Genomic DNA, 21,198 nt, shown 5'->3' with positions numbered 1-21,198 from the left:
CCGGACACGCGCAAGCGTCGCACAAGGCCCTGCCCAGTCAAGCATCCTGCAAACTGCTTGCTTGAAGATGTTCATACAGCGCGTGTAACGTGCGTAAATGAGCATCCCACTACGAGTACGGAGTGCAGACGTGTCTTTTGTCGAGACCGAGACCGCCAGTCAGCCGGAGTGCTGGCGCCGTGCCGCCGAGCTGGCCCGGACCGACGCGGGCGCGCTGCCCGCCACCGGCGAGCGCATCGCGGTCGTCGGCTGCGGCACCTCGTTCTACATGGCCCAGGCGTACGCCGCGCTCCGCGAGGGGTCCGGGCAGGGCGAGTCCGACGCCTTCGCCGCCTCGGAGTTCCCGTTCGGTCGCGGCTACGACCGGGTCGTCGCCCTCACGCGTTCGGGGACCACGACCGAGGTGCTGGAACTGCTCGGCCGGCTCCGGGGCACCACCCGCACGGTGGCCATCACCGCCGACCCGGACACCCCGGTCATGACGGCCGCCGACGACGTCGTCGTGCTCGACTTCGCCGACGAGCGGTCCGTCGTGCAGACCCGGTTCGCCACCACGCTGCTGACCCTGCTCCGCGCCCACCTCGGCCTGCACACCGACGACGTGGTCCGCGACGCGGAGACCGCGCTGGCCGAGCCGCTGCCCGAGGGCCTGCTGGAGTGCACCCAGTTCACCTTCCTCGGCCGCGGCTGGACGGCGGGGCTCGCCAACGAGGCGGCGCTCAAGATGAAGGAGGCGTCGCTGTCCTGGACGGAGTCGTACCCCGCGATGGAGTACCGCCACGGTCCGATCAGCATCGCCACCGCCGGCACCGCGACCTGGATGTTCGGCACCGCCCCCGAGGGGCTCGCGGAGCAGGTGCGGGCGACCGGCGCCCTGTGGCTGGAGAGCGGCCTGGACCCGCTGGCCGAGCTGGTGCGCGTCCAGCGTCTGGCGATCGCCCGCGCCGCCGCCCGCGGCCTGGACCCGGACAGCCCGCGTCACCTGACCCGCTCGGTGGTGCTCACGGAGTCCTGACCCCCGCGGCTCCGATGCTCCCGGAGGGGCCGGACGACCGGCCCCTCCGGACGTGCGTCGGGCTCAGGACTCCTCGAAGTAGGCGTCCAGGACCTCGTCGAGTTCCGCCGCCCACTTCTTCAGGTCGCCCCTGGCCGGTGCCTCGACCTCTGCGTTGAACCACCGCCGGGTCGACATGTGGACCGTGACGGTGAACCGGCGGCCGAACCGGGGGGTCTTCACCTCGACGGCGCCGACCTCGTCCCACCGGAAGTCGGCCTCCTGGTCGTCCAGGCGGAACCGGACGCCGGTGCGGTCCACGGTGATCGATCCCCGTCGGTCGCTCACCTCGAACGCCGGGCCGTCCGCCTGCTCCCCTTCCTCCGCCGTCGGTCCGGTGGCGGCCCCGGATTCAGTCTCCGCGACGGGACCGGCGTCGTCCGCCGGGTCAGTCCGTTCCGGGTCGGTCCTTTCCGGCTCCGCCACCGGTTCCTTCTCCGGGGCCGGTTCCTGGCTCGTGTCCGGCTTCACGGCGGTGGTGGGGGCCGTGAGACCGGGGATGTACGCCGGGTCTGTGCCCGCGGCGTACCCGGGCTGAGTGTTCGGATCTATGCGCTGCTCCACGGCGGGCAGTATGGCCGACGAACCTGTACGGAGCCAGCGCCCCTGCCGTGCGGGGGCCGCCGCACCCTCCTCCGGACCCGTGCCGGCGGGTCAGCGGCCGTGCGCCGCCAGGAGCTCGGCGGTCCGGTCCAGCGGGAGCGCCGGGACGTGGTGCCCGGCCCGGCCGGTCATCGAGTGGGCCCCGGTGAGCACGTTGAGCACCGCCTCCTCCACCGACTCGACCACCGCCTCGTAGAAGGGGTCCATCCGGCCCCAGGGCACGAAGCGCATCGACTCGTACGGCGCGCTGCCGTCGTTCTCGGGGAACGTACTGGTCAACGCGGACGGGTTGGCCGTGGAGAAGGCCAGGAAGAGGTCGCCGGAGAAATGGCTGCCGGTGGTGCCGGTGCGGGCGAGGCCCAGCGTCACCCGGCGGGCCAGCGCCTTGCACTGTCCGGGCAGCAGCGGGGCGTCGGTGGCCACCACGACGATCACCGAGCCCGCGCCGGGCGGCACCGGGCGTTCCCCGCCGGGCTCCGCCGCGGGCGGCTCCACCACCGGTCCGGACAGTTCGCGCCCCACCGGCACACCGGCCACGACCAGTTCGCGCCGCGCGCCGAAGTTGGCCTGGACGAAGGCGCCGACGGTGTACCGGTCCTCGCCGTACCGCACCACCCGCGAGGCGGTGCCCGAGCCGCCCTTGTAGCCGTAGCAGCGCATGCCCGTGCCGCCGCCGACGCACCCCTCCTCGACCGGGCCGGAGGCCGCCGTCCCGATCGCCTCCGCCGCGTGGTCGGACCGCACGGCCGCGCCGTGGATGTCGTTGAGGTGGCCGTCCCAGGTCTCCGTGACCACCGGCAGCAGCCATTCCGGCGCCATGCCGCCGCAGTTGGCGCGCACCCACTCCACGACGCCCCGGTGCACGGGGCCGACCGCGTACGTGTTGGTGATGACCACCGGCACGGCGAGCGAGCCGCTCTCCTCGATCCAGGCGGTGCCGGTCATCTCGCCGTTGCCGTTGAACGAGTGCCAGCCGGCCGCGCAGGGCGTGCCCACGCCGTCCCGGCCGCGCGGCAGGAGCGCGGTCACCCCCGTCCGCACGTCGTCGCCCTCGACGAGCGTGACGTACCCGACCTCGACTCCCGGCACGTCCGTGATCGCGTTCCACTGACCGGGCTCGCCCGGCAGCGGAATGCCCGCCTCACGTGCGCGCATGCGGCCCTCGCCGCGGTGATCTGCGTTCATGCGGTGAGAGGTTACGGGAACGGGGCGTGCCGGACGAGAGGGCCCGAGGGCCCTTCCGGGCTCCCCGGCGGGCGGCCGGCGGCGGCCCTCAGACCGGCTTCTCCACGACGATCGCGGTCACCAGCAGGCCGTCCGCGGCCAGCCACCGGCCGTGGAACTCCGACGGTTCCCCGGCCGGCCCGGCCGACGGCTCCGGGACCGCGCCGAAGGGCGCCCGGGGGTTCGCACCGCTCCCCGCCGTCGCCCGGGAGGCCAGGATCTCGGCGGTGAAGCCGCCGTCCGGGCGGAGCACGATGTCGGCCTCCTCGAACCCCAGCCAACGGCGGGTCAGCGGGAACCACGCCTTGTAGACGCTCTCCTTCGCGCTGAACAGCAGCCGGTCCCAGTGGATGTCCGGGTTGTTCCGGCGCAGCTCGTGCTCGCGCTCCTGTTCCGTCGTCAGCGCGATGTTGTCGTGCACGTCGTCGGGGAGCGGCGCGTTGTGCTCGGCGTCGATGCCGATGGTGAGCACGTCCGCGCCGCGCGCCACGACGGCGGCGCGGTAGCCCGTGCAGTGGGTCATGCTGCCGACCGTGCCCTGCGGCCAGACCGGGGCGCCGCGTTCGCCCTTGAGAATGGGGACGGGTGCGATGCCCAGCTCCCCGAGCGCGCGGCGCGCGCAGTGACGCGTCGTGGTGAACTCCAGCCTCCGCTTCTCCACGTAGCGGTGGACCAGTTCCTCCTCGGCGGGCATCAGCACGGCGTCGGGCAGGTCGGAGAACACCTCTGCCACTGCCACCCCCGACGGCAGAATCTTCTCGATCACGGTCTCCCCTTGCCTGCTGACTGCCCACACCCCGCACCGGTCCCGGAGCCGGTCCGTCCGGGCACCGGACGGCCGACGCGCGGGACGCTCCGCCGATGCTCCCGGCCGCGGTCGGGTGCCGTCGGACCCGGCGTGCACGACGGTATCTCGTGTTCCGCGCCGTCGCGTACGAAGGGGGCCGCGCGAAGGGGCCGCGCGGGCGGTGTCAGGACCCGGCGGGTTCCGGCCAGCGGATCCGGGTGGCGCACAGGGAGACCAGGATCGCCGAGGCGGCCACCGCCCCCATGCCCCAGACCAGGCTGCCGGCTTCCGCTATGAAGCCGATCACCGCGGGCCCGGCCAGCAGACCGGTCGTCCCCATGGCGGCGACCAGGGCCAGCGCGTCCGTGCCCTGCCCCGCCGCCGCCACGTAGATGCACGGTGTGACGGCCGCGACGCCCAGCCCGACGCAGGCGAACCCGATCAGTGTCGGCACGATGCCGCCGGCCAGCAGGGCGAGCGCCAGTCCCGTACCGGCCACCGCGCTGCCGACGCGGACGATCCGTCCGTCGCCCCAGCGGCTGCGCCAGCCGTCGGCGAAGAGGCGGGCCAGCACCATCATCCCCGAGACGACCGCGATGCCCAGGGGCGCCAGTTCCGGCGCCGCTTCGACCACGTCCTCCAGGTAGAGCGCCGACCAGTCGTTCATGGCGCCCTCGGTCACGGTGCCGAAGACCATCGCGCAGCCCATCCACACCGTCACGCGGGACGGCATGGTGAGCCTGCGGCGGCTCTTCTTCGGGGCCTGTTGCTCCGCGGGCCGCGGGTCCTCCGTCAGCAGGCCCTTCCGGGTCAGTCCGACCAGCAGCAGCAGGAGGACGGCGGCCACCCCGAAGTGCACCGCGACCTCTGGGGTCACCGCGTTCACCCCGGAGGCGAGCAGCGCCGCGAACAGGGAACCGGCGCTGAACACGGCGTGCAGCCTGGCCATGGCGGTGCGCCGGTGGGCGGCTTCGAGCGCCGCCCCCTGGGCGTTCATCGCGACGTTCAGACTCCCGACGGCGACCCCGTCGCAGCAGATGATCAGGAGTGCGACCGGGTAGTTGGGCGCCACGGAGAGCGCCGGCAGGAGCAGGCTCAGGAAGCCGACCGACACGAGTGCGAGCCGGCGCGATCCCATCCGCCTCATCAGGACCGCGACAAGGGGGAACGAGGCCGCCGCACCCGCACCGCAGGCCATCAGCAGCAGGCCCAGTTCCGCTTCCGTCAGGCCGAGTTCCGCCTTGATCGCGGGGAGCCGGGAGGCCCAGGTCGCGTACTGGAACCCGAGGAAACAGAACAGCGCCCCGATCGCCAGTTGTGCTCGGTGGAATTCGTCACGAACACCGGACATGCTCAATCAGCCCACTTCGTCTTTCGGAGGTACCCCGGGTGCCGGCAGGCCGGCGGGGTTCGTTCTTCCGGCCCGGACTCCCGGCACCGTCCTGGACATGTACACCGCGCCCGTCCCGTAGCTCGTCGGCGGCTCGACCTCCCGATGGGCCCGGTACCCGTGGGCCGCCCAGAAGGTGTCGCTGCCGCGGACGGCGACCAGGGACACCTCCTCGTACCCCTTCGATCCCGCCGTCGCCGTGAAGTGGCGCAGGAGGTTCTTCGCGAGTCCCCTGCCGCGGAACCGCCGGGCCACGACGAGGTCGTGCAGGTGCAGGTTGCGCGAGTGGGGGACGATGCCCTCCTTCCGGTCCAGGTCGGGGTACTCGAACTTCGGGTAGGGCAGGGCCAGCAGGTATCCCGCGACCCGGCCGGTGTGGTCCAGGACGAAGCAGGTGGCCGGTGAGGCGTGGGCCCTGGACCGCAGCGCGTCCCGGCCCTCCGACAGTCCGTCGGCGGTGTACTCCTCGGCCTCCAGCGCGGTGATGCCGTCCCAGTCGTCATTGGATATGTGCCGTATGCGCACGTGGTGGTCCCTCTAGTCGCCGCGCGTCCACGCGTACGGAAGCGGATCGAAGCCGTTGAATCCCCGCGTCATGTATCCGGTCGCGTAGGCGCCGCTGGAGAGGATCCACACGGGGTCCCCCGAGGCGACCTCCCGGGGCACCGGAACGCGGTTGTGCTCGTGGGCGAAGGCGTCGTCGCTGTCGCAGGTCGGGCCCGCGACGACGGCCGGTACGTGGTCGCCTTCGTCGTGCGAGGGGAACAGCAGCCGGTACTGCAACTGATCCATCTCGTAGAGGCCGTTGAACTTCCCGCAGCTCAGGTACAGCCAGTTCTCGCGGGCGCCGTCGAGCTGCTGCCGGGACGACAGCCGTGCCACGTGTGCCCTGATCGCACCGTGGTCGGCCACCAGGTGGCGGCCCGGTTCCATGAGGAAGTCCAGCGGTGCCTCCGACACCGCCGCGAGGTGTTGTGTTCCCTCGCGGATCACGGCGAAGATCTTGTCCACCGGCGGGTCCAGGGGCCGGCCCCTGCTGTCCAGGTAGCCCAGTGCGGGCAGTCCGCCGCCGAGGTTGACGTGGTCCGGGAGGATGCCCCGCCGGTTCAGCACCGTGAGCAGGTCGGCGAGGGACTCGAAGGTCTCCTGCCACGCCTGTGACGTCATCTGCTGGGAACCGACGTGGACGGACAGGCCGGCCGGGGTCAGACCGGCCGAACGCGCCGCCTCCATCACCAGCACCGCGTCGGCGGCCGAGCAGCCGAACTTCCGGCTGAGGCCCCAGAGCGCCCCGGCCCCGCTGGTGGCCAGCCTGCAGAAGACCCGGGCGCCGGGGGCGTGGGCCGCGATCGCCGCCACGTCCTCCAGGCTGTCGGTCGCGAAGGTCCTGATCCCCATGCGGTGGGCGTCGGCGATGTTCCGGTCGGACTTGATGGTGTTGCCGTAGTGGATCCGGTCGGCCGGCACCCCGGTGCGCAGGGCCTGGGCCACCTCGTTGGGGCTCGCCGCGTCGAAGCCGGAGCCCCGCTCCGCCAGACAGGCCAGGACCTCGTCCACCGGGCATGCCTTCATGGCGAAGCGGACGGAGATTCCCGGCAGTTCGCGCAGCAGCGCTTCGTACTGCGCCGCTATGCCGGTGAGGTCGAAGATGATCCGGTCGTCGTCGGCCGCCGTCAGCGCGGCGCGCATGTGTGTGTTCAGCTGCATGATGGTCCGGTCCCGCCTACCGGTCCGACGAGGGGAGGCCGCTGGACCCGTCCGACGGCTGGAAGTCGGTGGATCCGTCCGTCGGGTGGAGACCGGTGGGCCCCTCCGTCGGATGGAGACCGGTGGACCAGTCCGTCGGATGGAGACCGGTGGATCCGCTCGCCCGCACCAGGGATTCCCAGCTCTCGGTCAGCAGCGCGAAGTCCTCGATGTCCGAACGGGCCTCTTCGAGCAGCCGTCGGCCGCCTGCCGCCAGGACCTCGGCGAACTCGGCGTACCTGCCGCCCAGTTTCCGGTAGGAGCGGTTGAGGACGTCCAGCCGGTGCACGTTCTCCGCCCGGTCCACCAGGGCGCTCCGTCTGGCGAGTTCGGCCACCGCCGCGGGCCGGACGCGGTACCGGTCGTCGAGCAGCGCGGGACCGGCCTCCGCCATCTTCTCGTAGATGAAGTTGAAATAGAGCATGGAGAGGAAGAACTTCGCGAACCGCAGTTGGTACGCCATGAACCCGGCGTCGGTCCTGCGTTCCGCGGTGTAGAAGTTCACGATGTTGCGGTTGTGCAGGACCCCGGGCAGCGTGCCGTCGTGCACCAGGTGCATGAGGAAGTAGTCGCTGCCGATGGTGTCGGTCGCGGGCGGCAGCGGCACCCGTTCGTACACCTCGTCCAGGAAGCTGATGTTGCACATGTCGACCCGCATCGGATCGACATGGGTGAGGACCGAGTGGTCGCGGACGAACGGGTCGGTGCCCGCGCCCCTGAAGGACTCCTCGACGAGTTCCCGCTTCTGCTCGTCCGACCAGTGCCCCGGGGCCCACAGGCCGACGACGTCGTGGTAGACGTCGCCGTCCAGCTCGGCGATCTCGCCGATGTCCACCGACAGCTCGCCGACGAAGGAACTGCCCACCATCGCCACCGGTTTGCGCGCGTGCTCGGGGCCTAGCACGGTCTCGGACACCCCGGCCGCCGCGTCGGCCGCGGCCTTGCCGAGCGAGGCGAGTTCGTGGTGGACGGGGAAGACGGTCTCGCCGTCCAGGACCTGGTACGTGCTGTCGGAGTCCCGGCGGTGCACCGACCGGCAGCCGAGCGCGGCGGCGATCAGGAACGCCCGGTTGGTGCAGGCTCCGTAGGAGACGCCGTCCGGGAGCATGAGATCGAGCGTCAGGTCGGGCTCGGCGACGCCGGAGCGCCGGATCACCCGCCGCAGGAAGTCCCGCTGCTCCGCCTCGCCGAGGTGGTGCACGACCACGTGCGGGGCCCGGCGTTCCCCGGCGACGACCCTGGCGTGTTCCGCGAACTCCCGTTCGCCCGAGGAGTCCAGGATCAGCAGGTGCACCTCGACGCCGAAGTGTTCGGCCGCGTGGTCCGCTTCCTCGCCGACGGCCGAGATCGTCGCGGCGCAGGCCCTGTTGGTCGGAAGGGTCAGGCAGATTCGACGCATGCCCGCTCTCCGGTCGACCACTCGCCGTCCTGCCCGCGCCAGGACTTCAGTCCCAGCAGCTTCTCGCCGAGGTCGTTCAGCGTGGCAGTGCCGTACCTGAGGGCTTCGTGCTTCGTGACGTCGCCGACGAGCGTCCCGTTCCACTCAGGGGTGGCGAGGTCGCGCCACGAATCGATCCGGGAGCGCCGCAGTTCCTCGTGCGACTCCAGCGCGGGCATCATCGAGAGGTACTGGACGGCGCGGACCTCGTCCCGCGAGGTGTTGCGGGCCACCCCGTGCGCGAGCAGGCCGTTCCAGATCAGCAGGTCCCCGGCCCGCAGCTCCGGGCGGATCACCGGGAACTCCGCGCGGTCGGCGTCCGGCCTGATCGGGTCCCGGTCCGCGGGCTGCCCGGTCTTCCACTCCTCGAACCGGCGGAAGAGTTCCGGCGAGCACTGGAAGCCGCCCGCCTCCGCCCGGGTGTCGTTCAGCGCGATGATGCCCTGGACCCGCTGGGGCAGGACCCCGAGCGTGGTGTCGACGTCCCAGTGGAGCTCGATGTCGAAGCCCTTGTCGGTGGGGGCGATGAGCGCCCGGTCCCGGTTCCCGACGTTGGGCGGGTTGAGGTTGAGCCGGTCCAGGGTCACCCACAGCTCTTCGCAGTCCCACACGTCGACGAAGGCGTCGTAGACGCGCTGCGTCTGCCGGCTGTCCCAGATGAGCTGGTGGTGGTACGCCTCGACGAACCCGTAGACGTGCAGTTCCCGGTCCAGGTCGTCCCGGAAGGGGCGGTCCTCGTACCAGGTGTCGGGCCGGGCCGGGTCGAGTCCCTGGAAGTCCCAGGTGAAGTCGAGCAGGCGGCGCGCCGCGTCGGCCGGGATCGCCTCCCGCACGATGACGTAGCCGTAGGTCTGCCAGAAATCGAAGTCCGCCTCGGACAGCACCCGCAGTTCCCGCGACTTCCGGATGTCCCGCAGTGGTGTCTGCGCCAGGTAGGACTCGCCGTCCGAGCTGAAGTACGGGCGGTCCGAAGGGGATCGGTGCAGATAGGAGTCGGGCGTCGTCATGCATTCACTCCAGGGCTCGGGTTCTTCGTTGCTGGGCGGACCGACCGCTCCCCCTGCGGTACGGGTCCGGGCGCTCCACCTCGGTGGGTGCCGGTGACGGCCCCGGCGCCGTCGTCGTCGACCGGCGCCGGTACGGTGTCGGGCCGTGCGACGGGTGTGGTCCGGGTTGTTCGAACGACGGGCCGGCCCGTTCACCGGCCTCGTGCGTCCGGTGCGGCGGACGGGTCGGGAGGCGGCGGTACGGGCGGCGTCGCGTCGCGCGTCAGGTGCGGTGGCCGACGGCTCTGCCGGTCCGGTGGGTCGTGGCGGTGCCGTCGGCTCTGTCGGTGTCGTGGTTCGCGCTCGGCCCTGCGGGCGGATCGGTTTCCAGGAAATGAATGTTTCCCAGTGCCTTGCTCACGTCTTCGCGGTCCTCCGGTCGAGCAGTTCCCGCCTCGACTCTTGTCGAGCCCCGGGTGCCCGACAAGCCTTTCGGCGTACACCGAATCGCCCCGGCGGCATGCCGGATCGGCTCCTCGATTTCCGGCGTAATCGCCGGTGGGAGACGCAAACTCACACTTCTGGACACCGAGTGGCACAGCGTTTTGGCCATGCTCGCCACCGGGCCTTTGGGCGTCATGAAAAACACAACACCGGGCGCGGCGCCAAGCGCCGGCCCGGTGTCCGGTGTCCGGTGTCCGGTTGCGATGGGCCCGTCGGCCCGATGGTCGAGGGCGGGCCCATGGGCCCGGTGGCCGGGGGCGGCGGGCCCGTCGGGCGATCTCCGATTGCGGCGGGCCCGTCGGCACCGTCGGTCAGCCCTGTGACGCCTGTTGACTCATCAGACACTGCGTCAACGTCATGCCCGAACGGTTCAGCTCGTACAGGACGCGCGTACCGGCCCGGTGGCGTTGCACCACACCGGCCGAGACGAGTGCCGAGAGGTGCTGGGAGACCGTGCTCGCGGCGAGCCCCAGATGGTCGGCGAGTGCGGAGGTGGTGATCGGTTCGGCCAGTTCGCGTACGACCGAGGCGCGCCCCCGACCCAGCAGGATCGCCAGACGGTCCTCGCGCCGGTCCTGGGCGGCGCCCTCCCGCTTCGGTCCGGTGCGGCCGGTGCGACCGGCGTGCAGGAGCCCCGCTCCCCGTGCCGCGAAGGAGACCGCGATCCGGCCGCCGGCGACCGACCACCAGTGGGTGCCGTCCGCGAACATCATCGGCACGGCGGTCAACCGGCCCGTGCCGTCGGCGCGTTCGAGCGGCAGCCCCAGTTCATGGAGGAGTGCCGCTCCCCCGCTCATCGCCAGGGTGCGCGAGCGGAAGAGGATCTCCTCCTCCAGACAGCGCGCCAGACCGGCCTCGCGCGGCTCGACCGCCATCCGCCAGAAGTTCGCGAAATCGACCGCCAGACAACGGAGTTGGTTCTCCGGGTCACGGATCAGCGCGGCGATCGGAGGATCCTCGACGGCCGCCGGGTACTCCCGGGCGATCTCGTCGCGGACCGGGGCGGCCGGGGCGCGCGCCAGGTCGTCCAGCTCCTCGGTGATCCCCGCCCGCCGTGAGGCGATGCCCGACCCCAGGAACGAGGGGACGCGCCCCCGCCGCCGGGCCAGGGCGACCACGGACCTCAGACGCGGCGTCAGCGCCCCGTGCGCCTCACGGGCCCAGGAGCGGTGGGGCCAGGGGGCGTCGGATCCGTACCGGGTCAACAGCGCGACGGCGCCGAACGCCTGCCACAGATCGCACAATGCCAGCCGCACGTCGGGCTGCTGTCGGTCCATCAGCCCTCCAGGACCGCACGCCGACGCACCGGAACGCACATCCCGGCGAAGAACCGACGATCCGTCAACTCCCATGTTCTGAAGCTGCGTTCACTCCAGATGAGCGACACTTCGGCGCCAGAAGCGCATGGCGAATCGAACATGAACCCCGCCCACCCCTCGTGGTCCAGACCAATGATGCATGAGCTTTCGACACCCGCGCGGCGACTGTCAAGAACGTTGTGCCCCAGGTCACACGACCGTCGCTCGGGGCGAGCACCCGAACACGAAAGGTAGCCACCCCTGGTCTAGACATGTTGCCTGAAAGTGTGTTGACTTCGCGCCGGGAAGTACCCCCGGGAGGGCCCTCACCAGGCCAACCTTCCTCCGGGGGGCACCTGTCGGTTCCCCTCCCGTCACTCCGCCGCAACCCTCGTCCGGTTCGCGGGGCGCCCTCGTCGGCGCGGTCCCGACGAGACCGGGACCGGGGCCCGGTTCACCCCGTCCGGGGACCGGCGGTCGCCTCGTCAAGGGCCTCGGCGACGGCCTCCAGGACCTCGACCGGACGCAACAGGTCCTCGTGTCCGATCGGCTGCCCGCCCGTACGGACCATCTCCAGGAACGCTTCGAGACCCGGTACGCAGTAGTCCGCGCCGGGGACGAGCGTCCGCTGGACCATGGCCTCGCGGGTGGCGGCCATCGCGTGGAACGGGATCTGCTCCGTACTGCCCGGCCGGACGAGGTTCACGACGACCCGGGTGCCGCCCGCGGTGAACGACGCGGTGACGGTGGTGCCGGTGAGATCCGTACGGATGGCGGAGATCGCTCCGGGCGCGAGCCGGAGGGCGATGTCCACCGCGTGGATCCCGTAGAAGAAGATCCCGTCGTACTCGCTGTCGGGGTCGGCGGGCCCGGACACGACGACCAGGTGCGGTGTGCCGTTCGCCGCCGACCGGGCCGCCAGCTCCTCGGTGTCGGGGATCCAGCGGAGCGCCGAGGACGAGGTGAGCGGCGCGCCGTGGGCGAGCGCGGTGTCGATCATGGCCCGGGCGTCCTCGACGGTGCGGGCGAGCGGCTTGTCGACGAACACCGCGAGGCCCTCGGCCAGGAAGGGGACCGCGAGGTCGCGGTGGCGCGTGCCGTACCGGTCCGCGACGACGACGGCGTCGACCAGTCCGAGCAGTCCGGCGGGCTCGTCGACGATGCTCGTGATCCCGCCGGTGGCCGCCAGGGCGTCGTTGCGCGGGCCGTGCCCGCCGCTGAGCGCCACGACGCGCGCGTCACCGCCCGCCCCGTCGACGTTGAGGTGGCGGACGATCTGGTCGACGTGGCTGCTGTCGGTGCCGACGATCCCGATGCGCATCCGGAGACGTTCCCTTCATCGGTGGCGGCGGCCCGCCCGCCCATGGTGCGGCATCGAGTCTCGCACAGGGGACGAACGGACCCGGCCCGCGGTGACGGCAGGGGCGGTACGGAGTGACCACAGGAGCGGTACGCGGTGACGGCAGGGGCGGTACGGGCGGACGGCCCCGTACGCCCCCGTACCGGGCCGTCCGCCCGGGTGGCCGGCACCGCGCGCCGGCCCCTGTGCGCGGGTGCGCGGGCGTGCGGAAACGGGCGTGGCGCACCCGGCATCGCATCCCTGCACGCGCGGGCGCGCAGGCGTGCGCGCGGCGCTCCCCGCCCCCTCCGGGCGTGCTTGTCACCACCCCGGGCCAGGCATTACTGTCACCACGCCTTGGTGAACGGGAAATCCGGTGTGATACCGGTGCGGCCCTCGCCACTGTGATCGGGAAGTCCGGCTCCAGCCCCCTGCGGGCAGCCACTGGGTCCTCGGACCCGGGAAGGCGGAGCACGGGCGGTGGTACCCGTCAGCCAGGAGACCGGCCAAGGCGCGTCAACCATCCACGAGGTGCTGGAGAGGGTCTACTGAGCCATGCACATAGCCGAGGGCTTTCTGCCTCCGGCGCACGCGATCGCCTGGGGCGTCGCGTCCGCGCCGTTCGTCGTACACGGAGTACGGTCACTCACCCGTGAGGTCAAGGAGCACCCGGAGAGCACCCTGCTCCTCGGCGCGTCCGGTGCCTTCACCTTCGTCCTGTCCGCCCTGAAACTCCCCTCGGTGACCGGGAGTTGCTCGCACCCCACCGGTACCGGGCTGGGCGCCATCCTCTTCCGGCCGCCGATCATGGCGGTGCTCGGCACCATCACCCTGCTCTTCCAGGCGCTGCTGCTGGCCCACGGCGGCCTGACCACGCTCGGCGCCAACGTCTTCTCGATGGCGATCGTCGGCCCCTGGGCCGGATACGCGCTGTACCGGCTGCTGCGGCGGTTCGACGTGCCGCTGATGGTGGCGGTGTTCTTCGCCGCGTTCGCCGCCGACCTCTCCACCTACTGCGTCACCAGTGTGCAACTGGCGCTGGCCTTCCCCGACCCGAGCAGCGGATTCCTGGGCGCGCTCGGCAAGTTCGGCTCCATCTTCGCCGTCACCCAGATCCCGCTCGCGGTGAGCGAGGGGCTGCTGACGGTGGTCGTGATGCGGCTGCTGGCGCAGTCCAGCAAGGGAGAGCTGACCCGGCTCGGCGTGTTCGCGGCCACCCGGGCGGACCGGACCGGCACGCCCGAGGGAGTGGCCCGATGAGCCGTAACGCGAAGATCAACGCCCTGTTGCTGCTCGTCGTCGCCGCGCTCGCGGTCCTGCCGCTGGCACTCGGCCTCGGCGACCACAAGGAGGAGCCGTTCGCGGGCGCCGACGCCGAGGCGGAGACGGCGATCACCGAGATCGAACCGGACTACGAGCCCTGGTTCTCGCCCCTGTACGAACCGCCGTCCGGCGAGATCGAGTCGGCGCTCTTCGCCCTCCAGGCGGCGCTCGGCGCGGGCGTCCTCGCCTACTACTTCGGGCTGCGCCGGGGCCGCCGCCAGGGCGCGGAACTCGCGCAGGCGCAGGAGCGGGCACGGCGGGACACCGAAAGCACGTCCGTCGGCACCGGGGACTCCCCCGCCGAGGGAGCCTGAACCCGCGTGCTGCCGATCGACGAGGCGGCGCACAGCAACCGCTGGCGCCGCCGTCACCCCGTGGACAAGGCCGTGCTCGGACTCGGGCTCACCGTGCTCGCGATCTCGCTGCCGCCCTGGCCCGGCGCGGTGCTCGTCCTGGTGACGGCGCTCGTGTTGCTGACCGGTCCGGCGGGCGTGCCGGGCCGGCGGCTGTGGCGGGCGTACCGGGTGCCGTTGGGGTTCTGCGTGACCGGGGCGGCCACCCTGCTGGTGCGGGTCGGCGGCCCCGGCGGGTTCGTGGCCCTCGCCGACGACGGGCCGGTCCGGGCGGGGGAACTGCTGCTGCGCACCTCGGCCGCCTCCCTCGGGGTGCTGCTGTTCGCCTTCACCACACCGATGTCCGACCTGCTGCCGCGCCTGGTGCGGGCCGGGGTGCCCGCGCCGGTCGTGGACGTCGCCCTGGTGACGTACCGCATGAGTTTCCTGCTGCTGGACTCCCTGCGCCTGATCCGTCAGGCGCAGGCGGCCCGGCTCGGGCACACCACGCGGGCCGCCACCTGGCGTTCCCTCGGCGGACTCGGCGCCACCGCGTTCGTCCGGGCCTTCGACCGGGCGGCGCGGCTCCAGGCCGGGCTCGCCGGACGGGGCTACGACGGCACCCTGCGCGTCCTGGTGCCCGAGGCCCGGGTCTCCGCCCCCTTCACCGCGGCGAGCCTCGCCCTGCTCGCGGCCCTGACCGTCCTCGCCCTCGTACTGGAAAGGCCGCTGTCATGAGCGAGCCCGCCGCCGCCCTGGTCGCCCTGCGGGGCGCGTCCTTCTCGTACGAGGACGGGCCGACCGTCCTCGACGGGCTCGACTTCGAGGTGCGCGAGGGGCGCGCGCTCGCGCTGCTGGGCCGCAACGGCAGCGGCAAGACCACACTGATGCGGCTGCTCAGCGGCGGGCTGCGGCCGCGCACCGGGCAACTGACCGTCGAGGGGAACCCCGTCGCGTACGACCGCAAGGGGCTGACCCGGCTGCGCACGACCGTGCAGCTGGTGGTGCAGGACCCCGACGACCAGCTCTTCGCCGCGTCCGTCCTCCAGGACGTGTCCTTCGGCCCGCTCAACCTGGGTCTGTCCGACGCCGAGGTGCGGGCGCGCGTCGACGAGGCCCTCACCGCCCTGGACATCGGCGCGCTGGCCGACCGCCCCACCCATCTGCTGTCCTACGGGCAGCGCAAGCGGACCGCGATCGCCGGCGCCGTCGCCATGCGGCCCCGGGTGCTGATCCTCGACGAGCCGACCGCCGGGCTCGACCCGGACGGCCAGGAACGGCTGCTCGACACCCTCGACCGGCTGCGTGCGAGCGGCACCACCGTCGTCATGGCCACCCATGACGTCGATCTCGCCCTGCGCTGGGCCGACGACGCCGCACTCCTCACCCCGTCCGGCGCGCACATCGGTCCGGCACCCGCCGCCCTCGCCCGCACCGACCTGCTCCGGCAGGCGGGGCTGCGTCTGCCGTGGGGTGTCGCGGCGGCCGAACTCCTGCGCATCCACGGCCTGTTGACCGAAGACGCCACCGGTCCGCGCACCCCGGAGGAGCTGGCCGCACTGATGCCGGAGATCCCGGCCGACCGCTGAACCGCCGCTGCGCGCGCCCCGGGCTCATCCGCCGCGACGGGCCCGCTCCTCCAGGTCCGCGAGCAGATCGTCGAGCACCGCCTCCTCCTCGACCCGGATCCCGTGCTCGGCGAGGGCGACGGCCAGGGCCGGGTCCCACGGGGTCGCGGCGGGCGCGCCGGTCAGCCGCTGCGGTTCCGTCACCCCGGCCAGAGCGGCCAGGTAGTCGGCCGCCCCGAAGCGCCAGGGCCGCCACGCGACACCGCGCCCCAGCGCAGCGGCGATGCGCATCCCGCCCCAGTCGAAGTCGCCGTGGTGGAGGAACCCGGCTCCTCGCGCGGACAGGCCGCGCAGCAGGGCGAGCGCGGCCGCCGAGGGCTGCCCCTGGAGGCACACCATGGGCGGGCACGCCGGTCCGAAGGTGTCGGCGGCGGCGGACAGGACGGCCGGGTTCTCGCACACGTACACGGTCCCCGTTCCCGGGAGGGCGCCGCTCGGGGCGTGCCGGGTGAGCGAACGCAGCGTCAGGACGGCGGGCTCCCCCTCGTCGGCCGCCCAGTCGAGGGCCGGTGTCCCCCGCAGGTTGAGGGTCAGGACGGTCGACGACACGTCGTCCCTGAGCAGCCCCGCCGACGCCCATGCCTCCCGCCGCCACTCGGCGCCGGAGCCGTCCGGGAAGCCCGTGAGGGCCCGGAGCCCCGACAGGACCAGGGCGGCGAGCGTGGTTCCCTCGTCCAGGGCGTGGGCGCCGGAGAGATGGCGTGCCGCGAACGTCGCACGTGACACCGGGGGAACCGCGGGCAGTGCGCGCAGCGCCCGTGCGGCGGCGTCCACCAGCGGACCGGCGGCTTCCGGGGTGCGTGCGAGCCGCCGTACGAGGCCGTCCCCGCGGACCCGTTCCGCCCAGTCGGCCAGCCCGGGGGTCAGGGTGTCGAACGGTGCGTACGCGTCCTCCCAGGCCCGTTCCTCCCGGTCGCGCACCTCCGCGTGCACGGCGACGGGCCCGGTCAGGGCCACCACCGCGGCCTCCAGCCCCTCGGGACCGGCCCCGGACCGGCGCAACACCTCGTCCACCGCGTCGAGGCGTACGGTCAGGGAGCGGCCCGCGCCGGGTGCGCGCCCCAGCAGGCGTTCGGCGGCCTCCCGCTGGAGTTCGTCGGGGTGGGCCAGGGTGACCGTGCCGGTCAGGGGCCGGCCAGCGGCCATCCGTCGGCGGGCGCGTTCCAGGAGCCAGGCGAGGCCGGGGTCGCCGAGCAGCCGCCCGAGGCGGTCGGCACCGGGGCGGTCGGTGTCGAGGCGGTCGGAAGGGCTCACCCCCACAGGGACTCCTGCTCTCCCCGGTCCTGCGCAGTGGTGTTCCCCGTGCCCGGCACGCCGGTTCCGCCCGGTTCCTGTACGGCGGTGTCCCCCGTGCCCGGCACGGCGCCGGTTCCTCCCGGCTCCTGCGTGCCACCGGTCCACGCCGTCCCGGTGGCCGTTCCCCCGACGCCCCGGCCGCTCCGCTCGCGGCCGTCGGGCTGGAGGGGCACCGTCGTCGTACGCGGTGCGGTTCCCGGCTCGGTGCCGCGCCGCCGGTCGAAGCCGTCCCATTCCCAACGGGTCACCAGGACGGCGTCGATGTCGTCGACGCGGGAGAGCTGCGCGATGGCGATGCCGGGCACCTGCGGGTAGCAGGCCCATTCCCGTTCGCTGGTCATGACGACATCGAGGTCGAAGGCGCGCAGCAGGCCGAGGCACTTGGCGCGGGAGTCGTCGTCCACTCCCGCGAACGCCTCGTCCAGGGTGACCAGTCGCGGGGCGTGCGCGCCGCCCGCGCTCGCGTAGTGGGAGGACGCGGCGGCGAAGAGCGGTACGGACGCCGCCAGGACGCGTTCGCCGCCGGAGGCGGGCCCGGTGGCGGGCACCCACTTGCCGTGCTGGTGCCGTTCGACGCCGAACTCGTGCCACGCCCGGTAGTCGAGGGCGGCGGTGAGGTCCTCCTGCCAGCTGCCCGCGCTGTCGTCGGCCTGGCGGCGGGCGATCTGCTCCTGGAGGAACACCCCGACCGCCGCCCGGTCCTGCGGCGACCAGGCGTCGGCCGACTGGCGCAGCCGTTCCCGGGCCTGGGCCAGGCCCTGCGGGGCCCGGCGGGAGGCCCGCCACACCAGGCGCAGCTTCATGCCGGTCGAGGTCGGGCGTTCCTCCAGTTCCCGGTTCATGGCACGCACCCGGCGTTCGGCTGCCCCGATCAGTTCCTGGAGCGTCCCGGCGACCTCGGTGATCAGATGGGTCTCCAGGATCTCGCGTTCGTGCGCCGACAGGAGGCGGGTCAGTTCGGTGACCTCGGCGGCCAGCGCCTCGGCGAGTTCGGGCACGGCGCGCCGTCGGCCCTGGTAGACGATGTCGACCCGCATGCCGTCCTCGCCCGGCCGGGCCGTCGCGGTGTGCCCGTGCCGGGAGAGCGCGTCCTGGAGCCGGCCGAACTCCTCGCTCAGCCGCTTCTGGACGCGTTCCCAGGCCGCGTCCGAGTCGTCGGTGGAGGAGAGCCGGGACTCGATGGCACGGGCGAGGTTCACAGCGGGGGTCGCCGCCCACGTACCGCCGTCGTCGTCCGGTACGGCGACGTCGGGGAGGGCGACGGCGAGCAGCCCGGTCGAGACGAACCGCTGGAGCGCCGCGACGGCGCGCCCGCGCGCGGCGGTGGCGTCCGTGACGTCCTCCTCCAGCCGCTCGATGCGCCCCTCGGCGTGCCCGGCCCGCCGGTCCGCGTCGCGGATGTCCGCCTGTGCCCGCTGCTGTTCGTCCGCGCAGGCGCGGGCGGCGGTCGCGGTCTCCTCCAGCCGCCGCTGGAGTTCGGCGACGGCCGCTCCGACGGTGGAGCGGAGCGTGCGCAGGTGTTCGTCCGCGGAGGCGGCCAGGCGGGCCGCCTCCGCGGTGCGTTCCGCGAGTTCGAGGGCGCGGTGTTCGGCCCGGTCGGTCTCGGCCCGGTCGCCGGTGACCGCGTGCTCGGCGTCCGTGCGCTCGCGCAGGGCCGGCCACAGTTCCGCGAGGTGGGCGGTGTGATCGGCGAGTGCCTGACGCACGAGGGCCAGTGCCTCCCGGTCGGTGGGGAGGTGCAGGTCGGCGGCCGTCTCGCCGAGTTCGGCCGCTCTGCGCTCCGCTTCCCCGGCCGCCCCGTCGAGTTCGGCGGCCCGCTCCCGCTGCCGGGCGCGGGCCCGCCGGACCGCGTCGGTCGCGGCGGTGACCCGTACATGTGCGTGGCGCAGCTCGTCGTCGCCGGGTACGGCCGCGAGTTCGGCGTCGAGCACCTCGCGGCGCCCCGCCACCGCGCGCAGCTCCCCGGCCAGCCGCTCCCGCTCCGCCTCCGACTCGTCCCGCTCGACGTGCAGTTCGGCGATCCGGGCGCGGCGCGCCTGTTCCCGCGCGCCCTCCCCCACGTACTGGGCGCCGTCCTTGGCCCAGCTCCCGGTCAGCGCGCCGATACGGAAGCTCCCGTCCGTGGCGACCCAGGTGCCGTGGGRCCCGGCCCACCGGGCCCCCTCCGCCGGCCCGGCACCGTCCTCGCCGGTCAGCCCGATCGAGGCCAGCAGGCGCTGGACCGCCTGTTCCCCCACGGCTGCGGCCCCCGCGTCGGCGTGGTCGACCGCCGGGCACAGCGCCCGGTCGAGGCCGTTCCCACCGGGCCGGTCCACGGGCGCGAGGAACACGTCGTGCCCGTTCGCCGCGACGGCGGAACCGTCCGGCCGCACCCAGGCGTCGAGGAGCCCCGACGCCTCCAGGGCGGCCTCCAGTCCGGCGCGTTCGGCCCCGGTGACGTGCGGACGGAAGTCGACCAGCCGCCACAGCGGGGCCCCGGCGCCTCGGGTCCGGACGTCGGGGGTGCGGGTGTACGGAGCCGAGGGGCCCCGCTGCCCGCCCGCTTCGAGCGCGGCCAGTTCCTGTGCCACCAGCCGCTGCCGTTCCGCCGTCGCCGTCTCGCGGTGGGTCAGGGCGGCGGCCCGGTCGGCCAGGGCCGAGGCGAGGGCGCGGTGGGTTCCGGCCGCGGCGACGAGCGCCGGGTGGGGGCCGTTCAGGTGGCCCGCCCACTCCTGCACCGCGTCGAGCACCCCCGGCAGCCCGGCCGGCCGCAGCTCCGCGCACCCGGACAGGTGCTCCCGGACGGCCGCGACGAGCGCGCGCCCGGCCTGCGCGGTTCCTTCCTCGGCCCGGGCCAGCAGCTCCCCGGCGTGCACGGCCTCCTCGTCGGCCTCGTCGGCGCGCAGCCGGGCGGCGTTGTGCGCCTCCCCGGCCCGTTCGGCGCGCTCGGCGAGGGCCTCCACGTGACCGACGGCGCGCCGCCGGCCCGTCGTCGCCTCGTCCGCCGCGCGGCGCAGCGCCGGGACGGGGGCGTCCTCGGTCCGCGGGACGTCGAGCCGGGCCGCCGCGGCGCTCCCGGCCACCCGGCCCAGGACGTCGTCCAGTGCCTCCTGCGCGGCGGTCAGCCGGTTCGTCGCGGTGTCGAGCCGGCCCAGGGCCCGGGTGTGCGCCTGGGCGGCCGTCCGCCGGTCCTCCTCGGCGCGCGTCAGGTCCGCCGCCGTGCGGGAGGCGTCGACCGCCGCCTGGTCGAGCGCGCGGGCGTCGCGCATTTCGGGCCCGGTCCGCAGGGCCGCGTCCTGCGCGCCCAGCCGCGCCGCGTGTTCGTCGAGCGACGCGGCCCTTTCCTGGGCCTTCGCCCGGTCCGCCACGGCCTGTTCGCGGGCGTCCTGCGCCTTGAGGAGTTCGCGCTGGATGTGCTCGTAGCGGGCGTGTTCGGTGCGGGGCAGCCGGGCCCGGCGCCGGGAGGCGATGCGGGCGTAGCGCCGGTAGTGGTCGAGGAACCCCGACGACGCCTCCTCGGCCTCGCGGGCCGCCCGCAGCTGTTCCTTCTCCTCGTCCAGCGACCGGAACGCCTCCGCCGCGTCGGCGACGACCGCCTGGTCCATCGGCGGCAGCGCCTCCGTCAGCGCCCGGGACAGGGCCGCCTCGTTGGGGCGCTTGGACAGTTGGGGCTGGCGCAGCTGGATGAGGAGGTCGACGAGCGCGCCGTAGCGCTGCTCCCCCAGTCCGAAGAGGGCCTCGTCGACCGCCCGGCGGTACGTCTTCGCCGTGTCGTACACCATGCCGCGGCTGCCGACGGCCTCCGCGAGCCGGTCCCGGGACAGGGCCGTGCCGGTCGCGTCGAGCAGGTCGAGTCCGGCGCCGATCCGCTGGTCGGTCACCGCGAACCAGTGGCGGGCGATGCCGCGTCCGGTGACGGCCTTCAGCCCGCAGAGCAGGGTACGGAAATGGGGTTCGCCGGTGGTCCCGTCGAGCCGTCCGAACTCGATCCAGGTGTAGCCGAGCCGTTCGGGATGCGGGTGCTCGCCGCCCAGCAGCAGGTTCCACTCCATCCGTTTGCCCGGGTCGCCGTCGGGCTCGACCCGGCGGGCCGAGAGGTCCCCGTCCAGCAGGAACGGCAGGGTGAGGGCGAGCACCTTGGACTTCCCGGTGCCGTTGTTGCCGCGCAGCAGCAGCCGGCCGTCGCGGAACCAGAACTCCTCGACGTCGTAGTGGAACAGGTCGRCGAGGCAGTCGTCAGGGAACCGGGGGCACCACCGAACCGTCCGCAC

At 73.4% G+C, this 21,198-nt stretch carries 18 protein-coding genes and 1 riboswitch; of the genes, 5 read left to right on the top strand and 13 right to left on the bottom strand.

From position 1 onward, the window contains the following. The first annotated feature begins 130 nt into the window (after positions 1 to 130). Positions 131 to 1,015 carry an SIS domain-containing protein gene (locus tag EAO76_RS34085; RefSeq protein WP_148839945.1) on the top strand — a complete coding sequence of 295 codons (885 nt, stop codon included), beginning with the start codon at positions 131 to 133 and terminating at the stop codon, positions 1,013 to 1,015. 63 nt (positions 1,016 to 1,078) lie between these two features. Here the strand turns inward: EAO76_RS34085 and EAO76_RS34080 are convergent, their stop codons facing one another. The 11 genes from EAO76_RS34080 to EAO76_RS34030 form a co-directional block, all read right to left on the bottom strand. After that, entirely contained in the window at positions 1,079 to 1,618 is a 540-nt protein-coding gene (locus tag EAO76_RS34080) for a hypothetical protein (protein ID WP_148839944.1), read from the bottom strand. A 90-nt stretch (positions 1,619 to 1,708) separates the two neighbouring features. Further along, positions 1,709 to 2,842, bottom strand: a complete 1,134-nt coding sequence (locus tag EAO76_RS34075; RefSeq protein ID WP_262375932.1) for a P1 family peptidase — start codon at positions 2,840 to 2,842, stop codon at positions 1,709 to 1,711. Between the two features lie 88 nt (positions 2,843 to 2,930). Further along, positions 2,931 to 3,647 carry a 4'-phosphopantetheinyl transferase gene (locus EAO76_RS34070; RefSeq protein ID WP_148839943.1) on the bottom strand — a complete coding sequence of 239 codons (717 nt, stop codon included), beginning with the start codon at positions 3,645 to 3,647 and terminating at the stop codon, positions 2,931 to 2,933. Between the two features lie 205 nt (positions 3,648 to 3,852). Beyond that, the gene (locus EAO76_RS34065) at positions 3,853 to 5,019 is read right to left on the bottom strand and encodes an MFS transporter (RefSeq protein WP_148839942.1); all 1,167 of its coding nucleotides are present in this window, start codon (positions 5,017 to 5,019) and stop codon (positions 3,853 to 3,855) included. A gap of 6 nt (positions 5,020 to 5,025) precedes the next feature. Next, positions 5,026 to 5,583, bottom strand: coding sequence for a GNAT family N-acetyltransferase (locus EAO76_RS34060; protein WP_376041131.1), 558 nt, complete (start codon positions 5,581 to 5,583; stop codon positions 5,026 to 5,028). A gap of 12 nt (positions 5,584 to 5,595) precedes the next feature. Continuing rightward, positions 5,596 to 6,765: a type III PLP-dependent enzyme gene (locus EAO76_RS34055; RefSeq protein WP_148839941.1), complete on the bottom strand. Its 1,170-nt coding sequence runs from the start codon at positions 6,763 to 6,765 to the stop codon at positions 5,596 to 5,598. A 16-nt stretch (positions 6,766 to 6,781) separates the two neighbouring features. Continuing rightward, complete coding sequence (locus tag EAO76_RS34050) at positions 6,782 to 8,203, bottom strand: DUF6271 family protein (RefSeq protein ID WP_222872218.1); 1,422 nt, start codon at positions 8,201 to 8,203, stop codon at positions 6,782 to 6,784. Continuing rightward, complete coding sequence (locus EAO76_RS34045) at positions 8,185 to 9,249, bottom strand: phytanoyl-CoA dioxygenase family protein (protein ID WP_148839940.1); 1,065 nt, start codon at positions 9,247 to 9,249, stop codon at positions 8,185 to 8,187. Before EAO76_RS34045 ends, EAO76_RS34050 begins: the two co-directional genes overlap by 19 nt. A gap of 262 nt (positions 9,250 to 9,511) precedes the next feature. Further along, positions 9,512 to 9,841 (bottom strand): hypothetical protein, encoded by a 330-nt coding sequence (locus EAO76_RS34040; protein WP_148839939.1) that lies wholly within the window; start codon positions 9,839 to 9,841, stop codon positions 9,512 to 9,514. A gap of 202 nt (positions 9,842 to 10,043) precedes the next feature. Next, positions 10,044 to 11,009, bottom strand: coding sequence for a winged helix-turn-helix domain-containing protein (locus EAO76_RS34035; RefSeq protein ID WP_187438877.1), 966 nt, complete (start codon positions 11,007 to 11,009; stop codon positions 10,044 to 10,046). Between the two features lie 475 nt (positions 11,010 to 11,484). Beyond that, positions 11,485 to 12,351 carry a Gfo/Idh/MocA family protein gene (locus EAO76_RS34030; protein ID WP_148839937.1) on the bottom strand — a complete coding sequence of 289 codons (867 nt, stop codon included), beginning with the start codon at positions 12,349 to 12,351 and terminating at the stop codon, positions 11,485 to 11,487. Positions 12,352 to 12,710: 359 nt separating this feature from the next. Further along, positions 12,711 to 12,895: riboswitch (cobalamin riboswitch) on the top strand. Positions 12,896 to 12,924: 29 nt separating this feature from the next. On the opposite strand from EAO76_RS34030, the gene EAO76_RS34025 reads away from it, so the two are divergent. From EAO76_RS34025 to EAO76_RS34010, 4 genes are read left to right on the top strand one after another with little or no spacing between them, the layout of a single operon-like run. Further along, positions 12,925 to 13,629, top strand: a complete 705-nt coding sequence (locus EAO76_RS34025) for an energy-coupling factor ABC transporter permease (RefSeq protein ID WP_148839936.1) — start codon at positions 12,925 to 12,927, stop codon at positions 13,627 to 13,629. Beyond that, the gene (locus tag EAO76_RS34020) at positions 13,626 to 14,006 is read left to right on the top strand and encodes an energy-coupling factor ABC transporter substrate-binding protein (protein ID WP_148839935.1); all 381 of its coding nucleotides are present in this window, start codon (positions 13,626 to 13,628) and stop codon (positions 14,004 to 14,006) included. The genes EAO76_RS34025 and EAO76_RS34020 overlap by 4 nt, the downstream gene beginning before the upstream one ends. A 6-nt stretch (positions 14,007 to 14,012) precedes the next feature. Continuing rightward, positions 14,013 to 14,762, top strand: a complete 750-nt coding sequence (cbiQ, locus tag EAO76_RS34015; protein WP_148839934.1) for a cobalt ECF transporter T component CbiQ — start codon at positions 14,013 to 14,015, stop codon at positions 14,760 to 14,762. Then, complete coding sequence (locus tag EAO76_RS34010) at positions 14,759 to 15,613, top strand: energy-coupling factor ABC transporter ATP-binding protein (RefSeq protein WP_148839933.1); 855 nt, start codon at positions 14,759 to 14,761, stop codon at positions 15,611 to 15,613. Before cbiQ ends, EAO76_RS34010 begins: the two co-directional genes overlap by 4 nt. 24 nt (positions 15,614 to 15,637) lie before the next feature. Here the strand turns inward: EAO76_RS34010 and EAO76_RS34005 are convergent, their stop codons facing one another. Both EAO76_RS34005 and EAO76_RS34000 read right to left on the bottom strand, forming a co-directional pair. Next, positions 15,638 to 16,906 carry a TIGR02679 family protein gene (locus EAO76_RS34005; protein WP_262375931.1) on the bottom strand — a complete coding sequence of 423 codons (1,269 nt, stop codon included), beginning with the start codon at positions 16,904 to 16,906 and terminating at the stop codon, positions 15,638 to 15,640. After that, entirely contained in the window at positions 16,903 to 21,198 is a 4,296-nt protein-coding gene (locus EAO76_RS34000; RefSeq protein WP_148839932.1) for a TIGR02680 family protein, read from the bottom strand. Before EAO76_RS34000 ends, EAO76_RS34005 begins: the two co-directional genes overlap by 4 nt.

The sequence above is a fragment of the Streptomyces sp. sk2.1 genome (assembly GCF_008120935.1).
In the GTDB taxonomy this organism is placed as follows: Bacteria; Actinomycetota; Actinomycetes; order Streptomycetales; family Streptomycetaceae; genus Streptomyces.
This window is presented reverse-complemented; position numbering and strand designations above follow the sequence as displayed.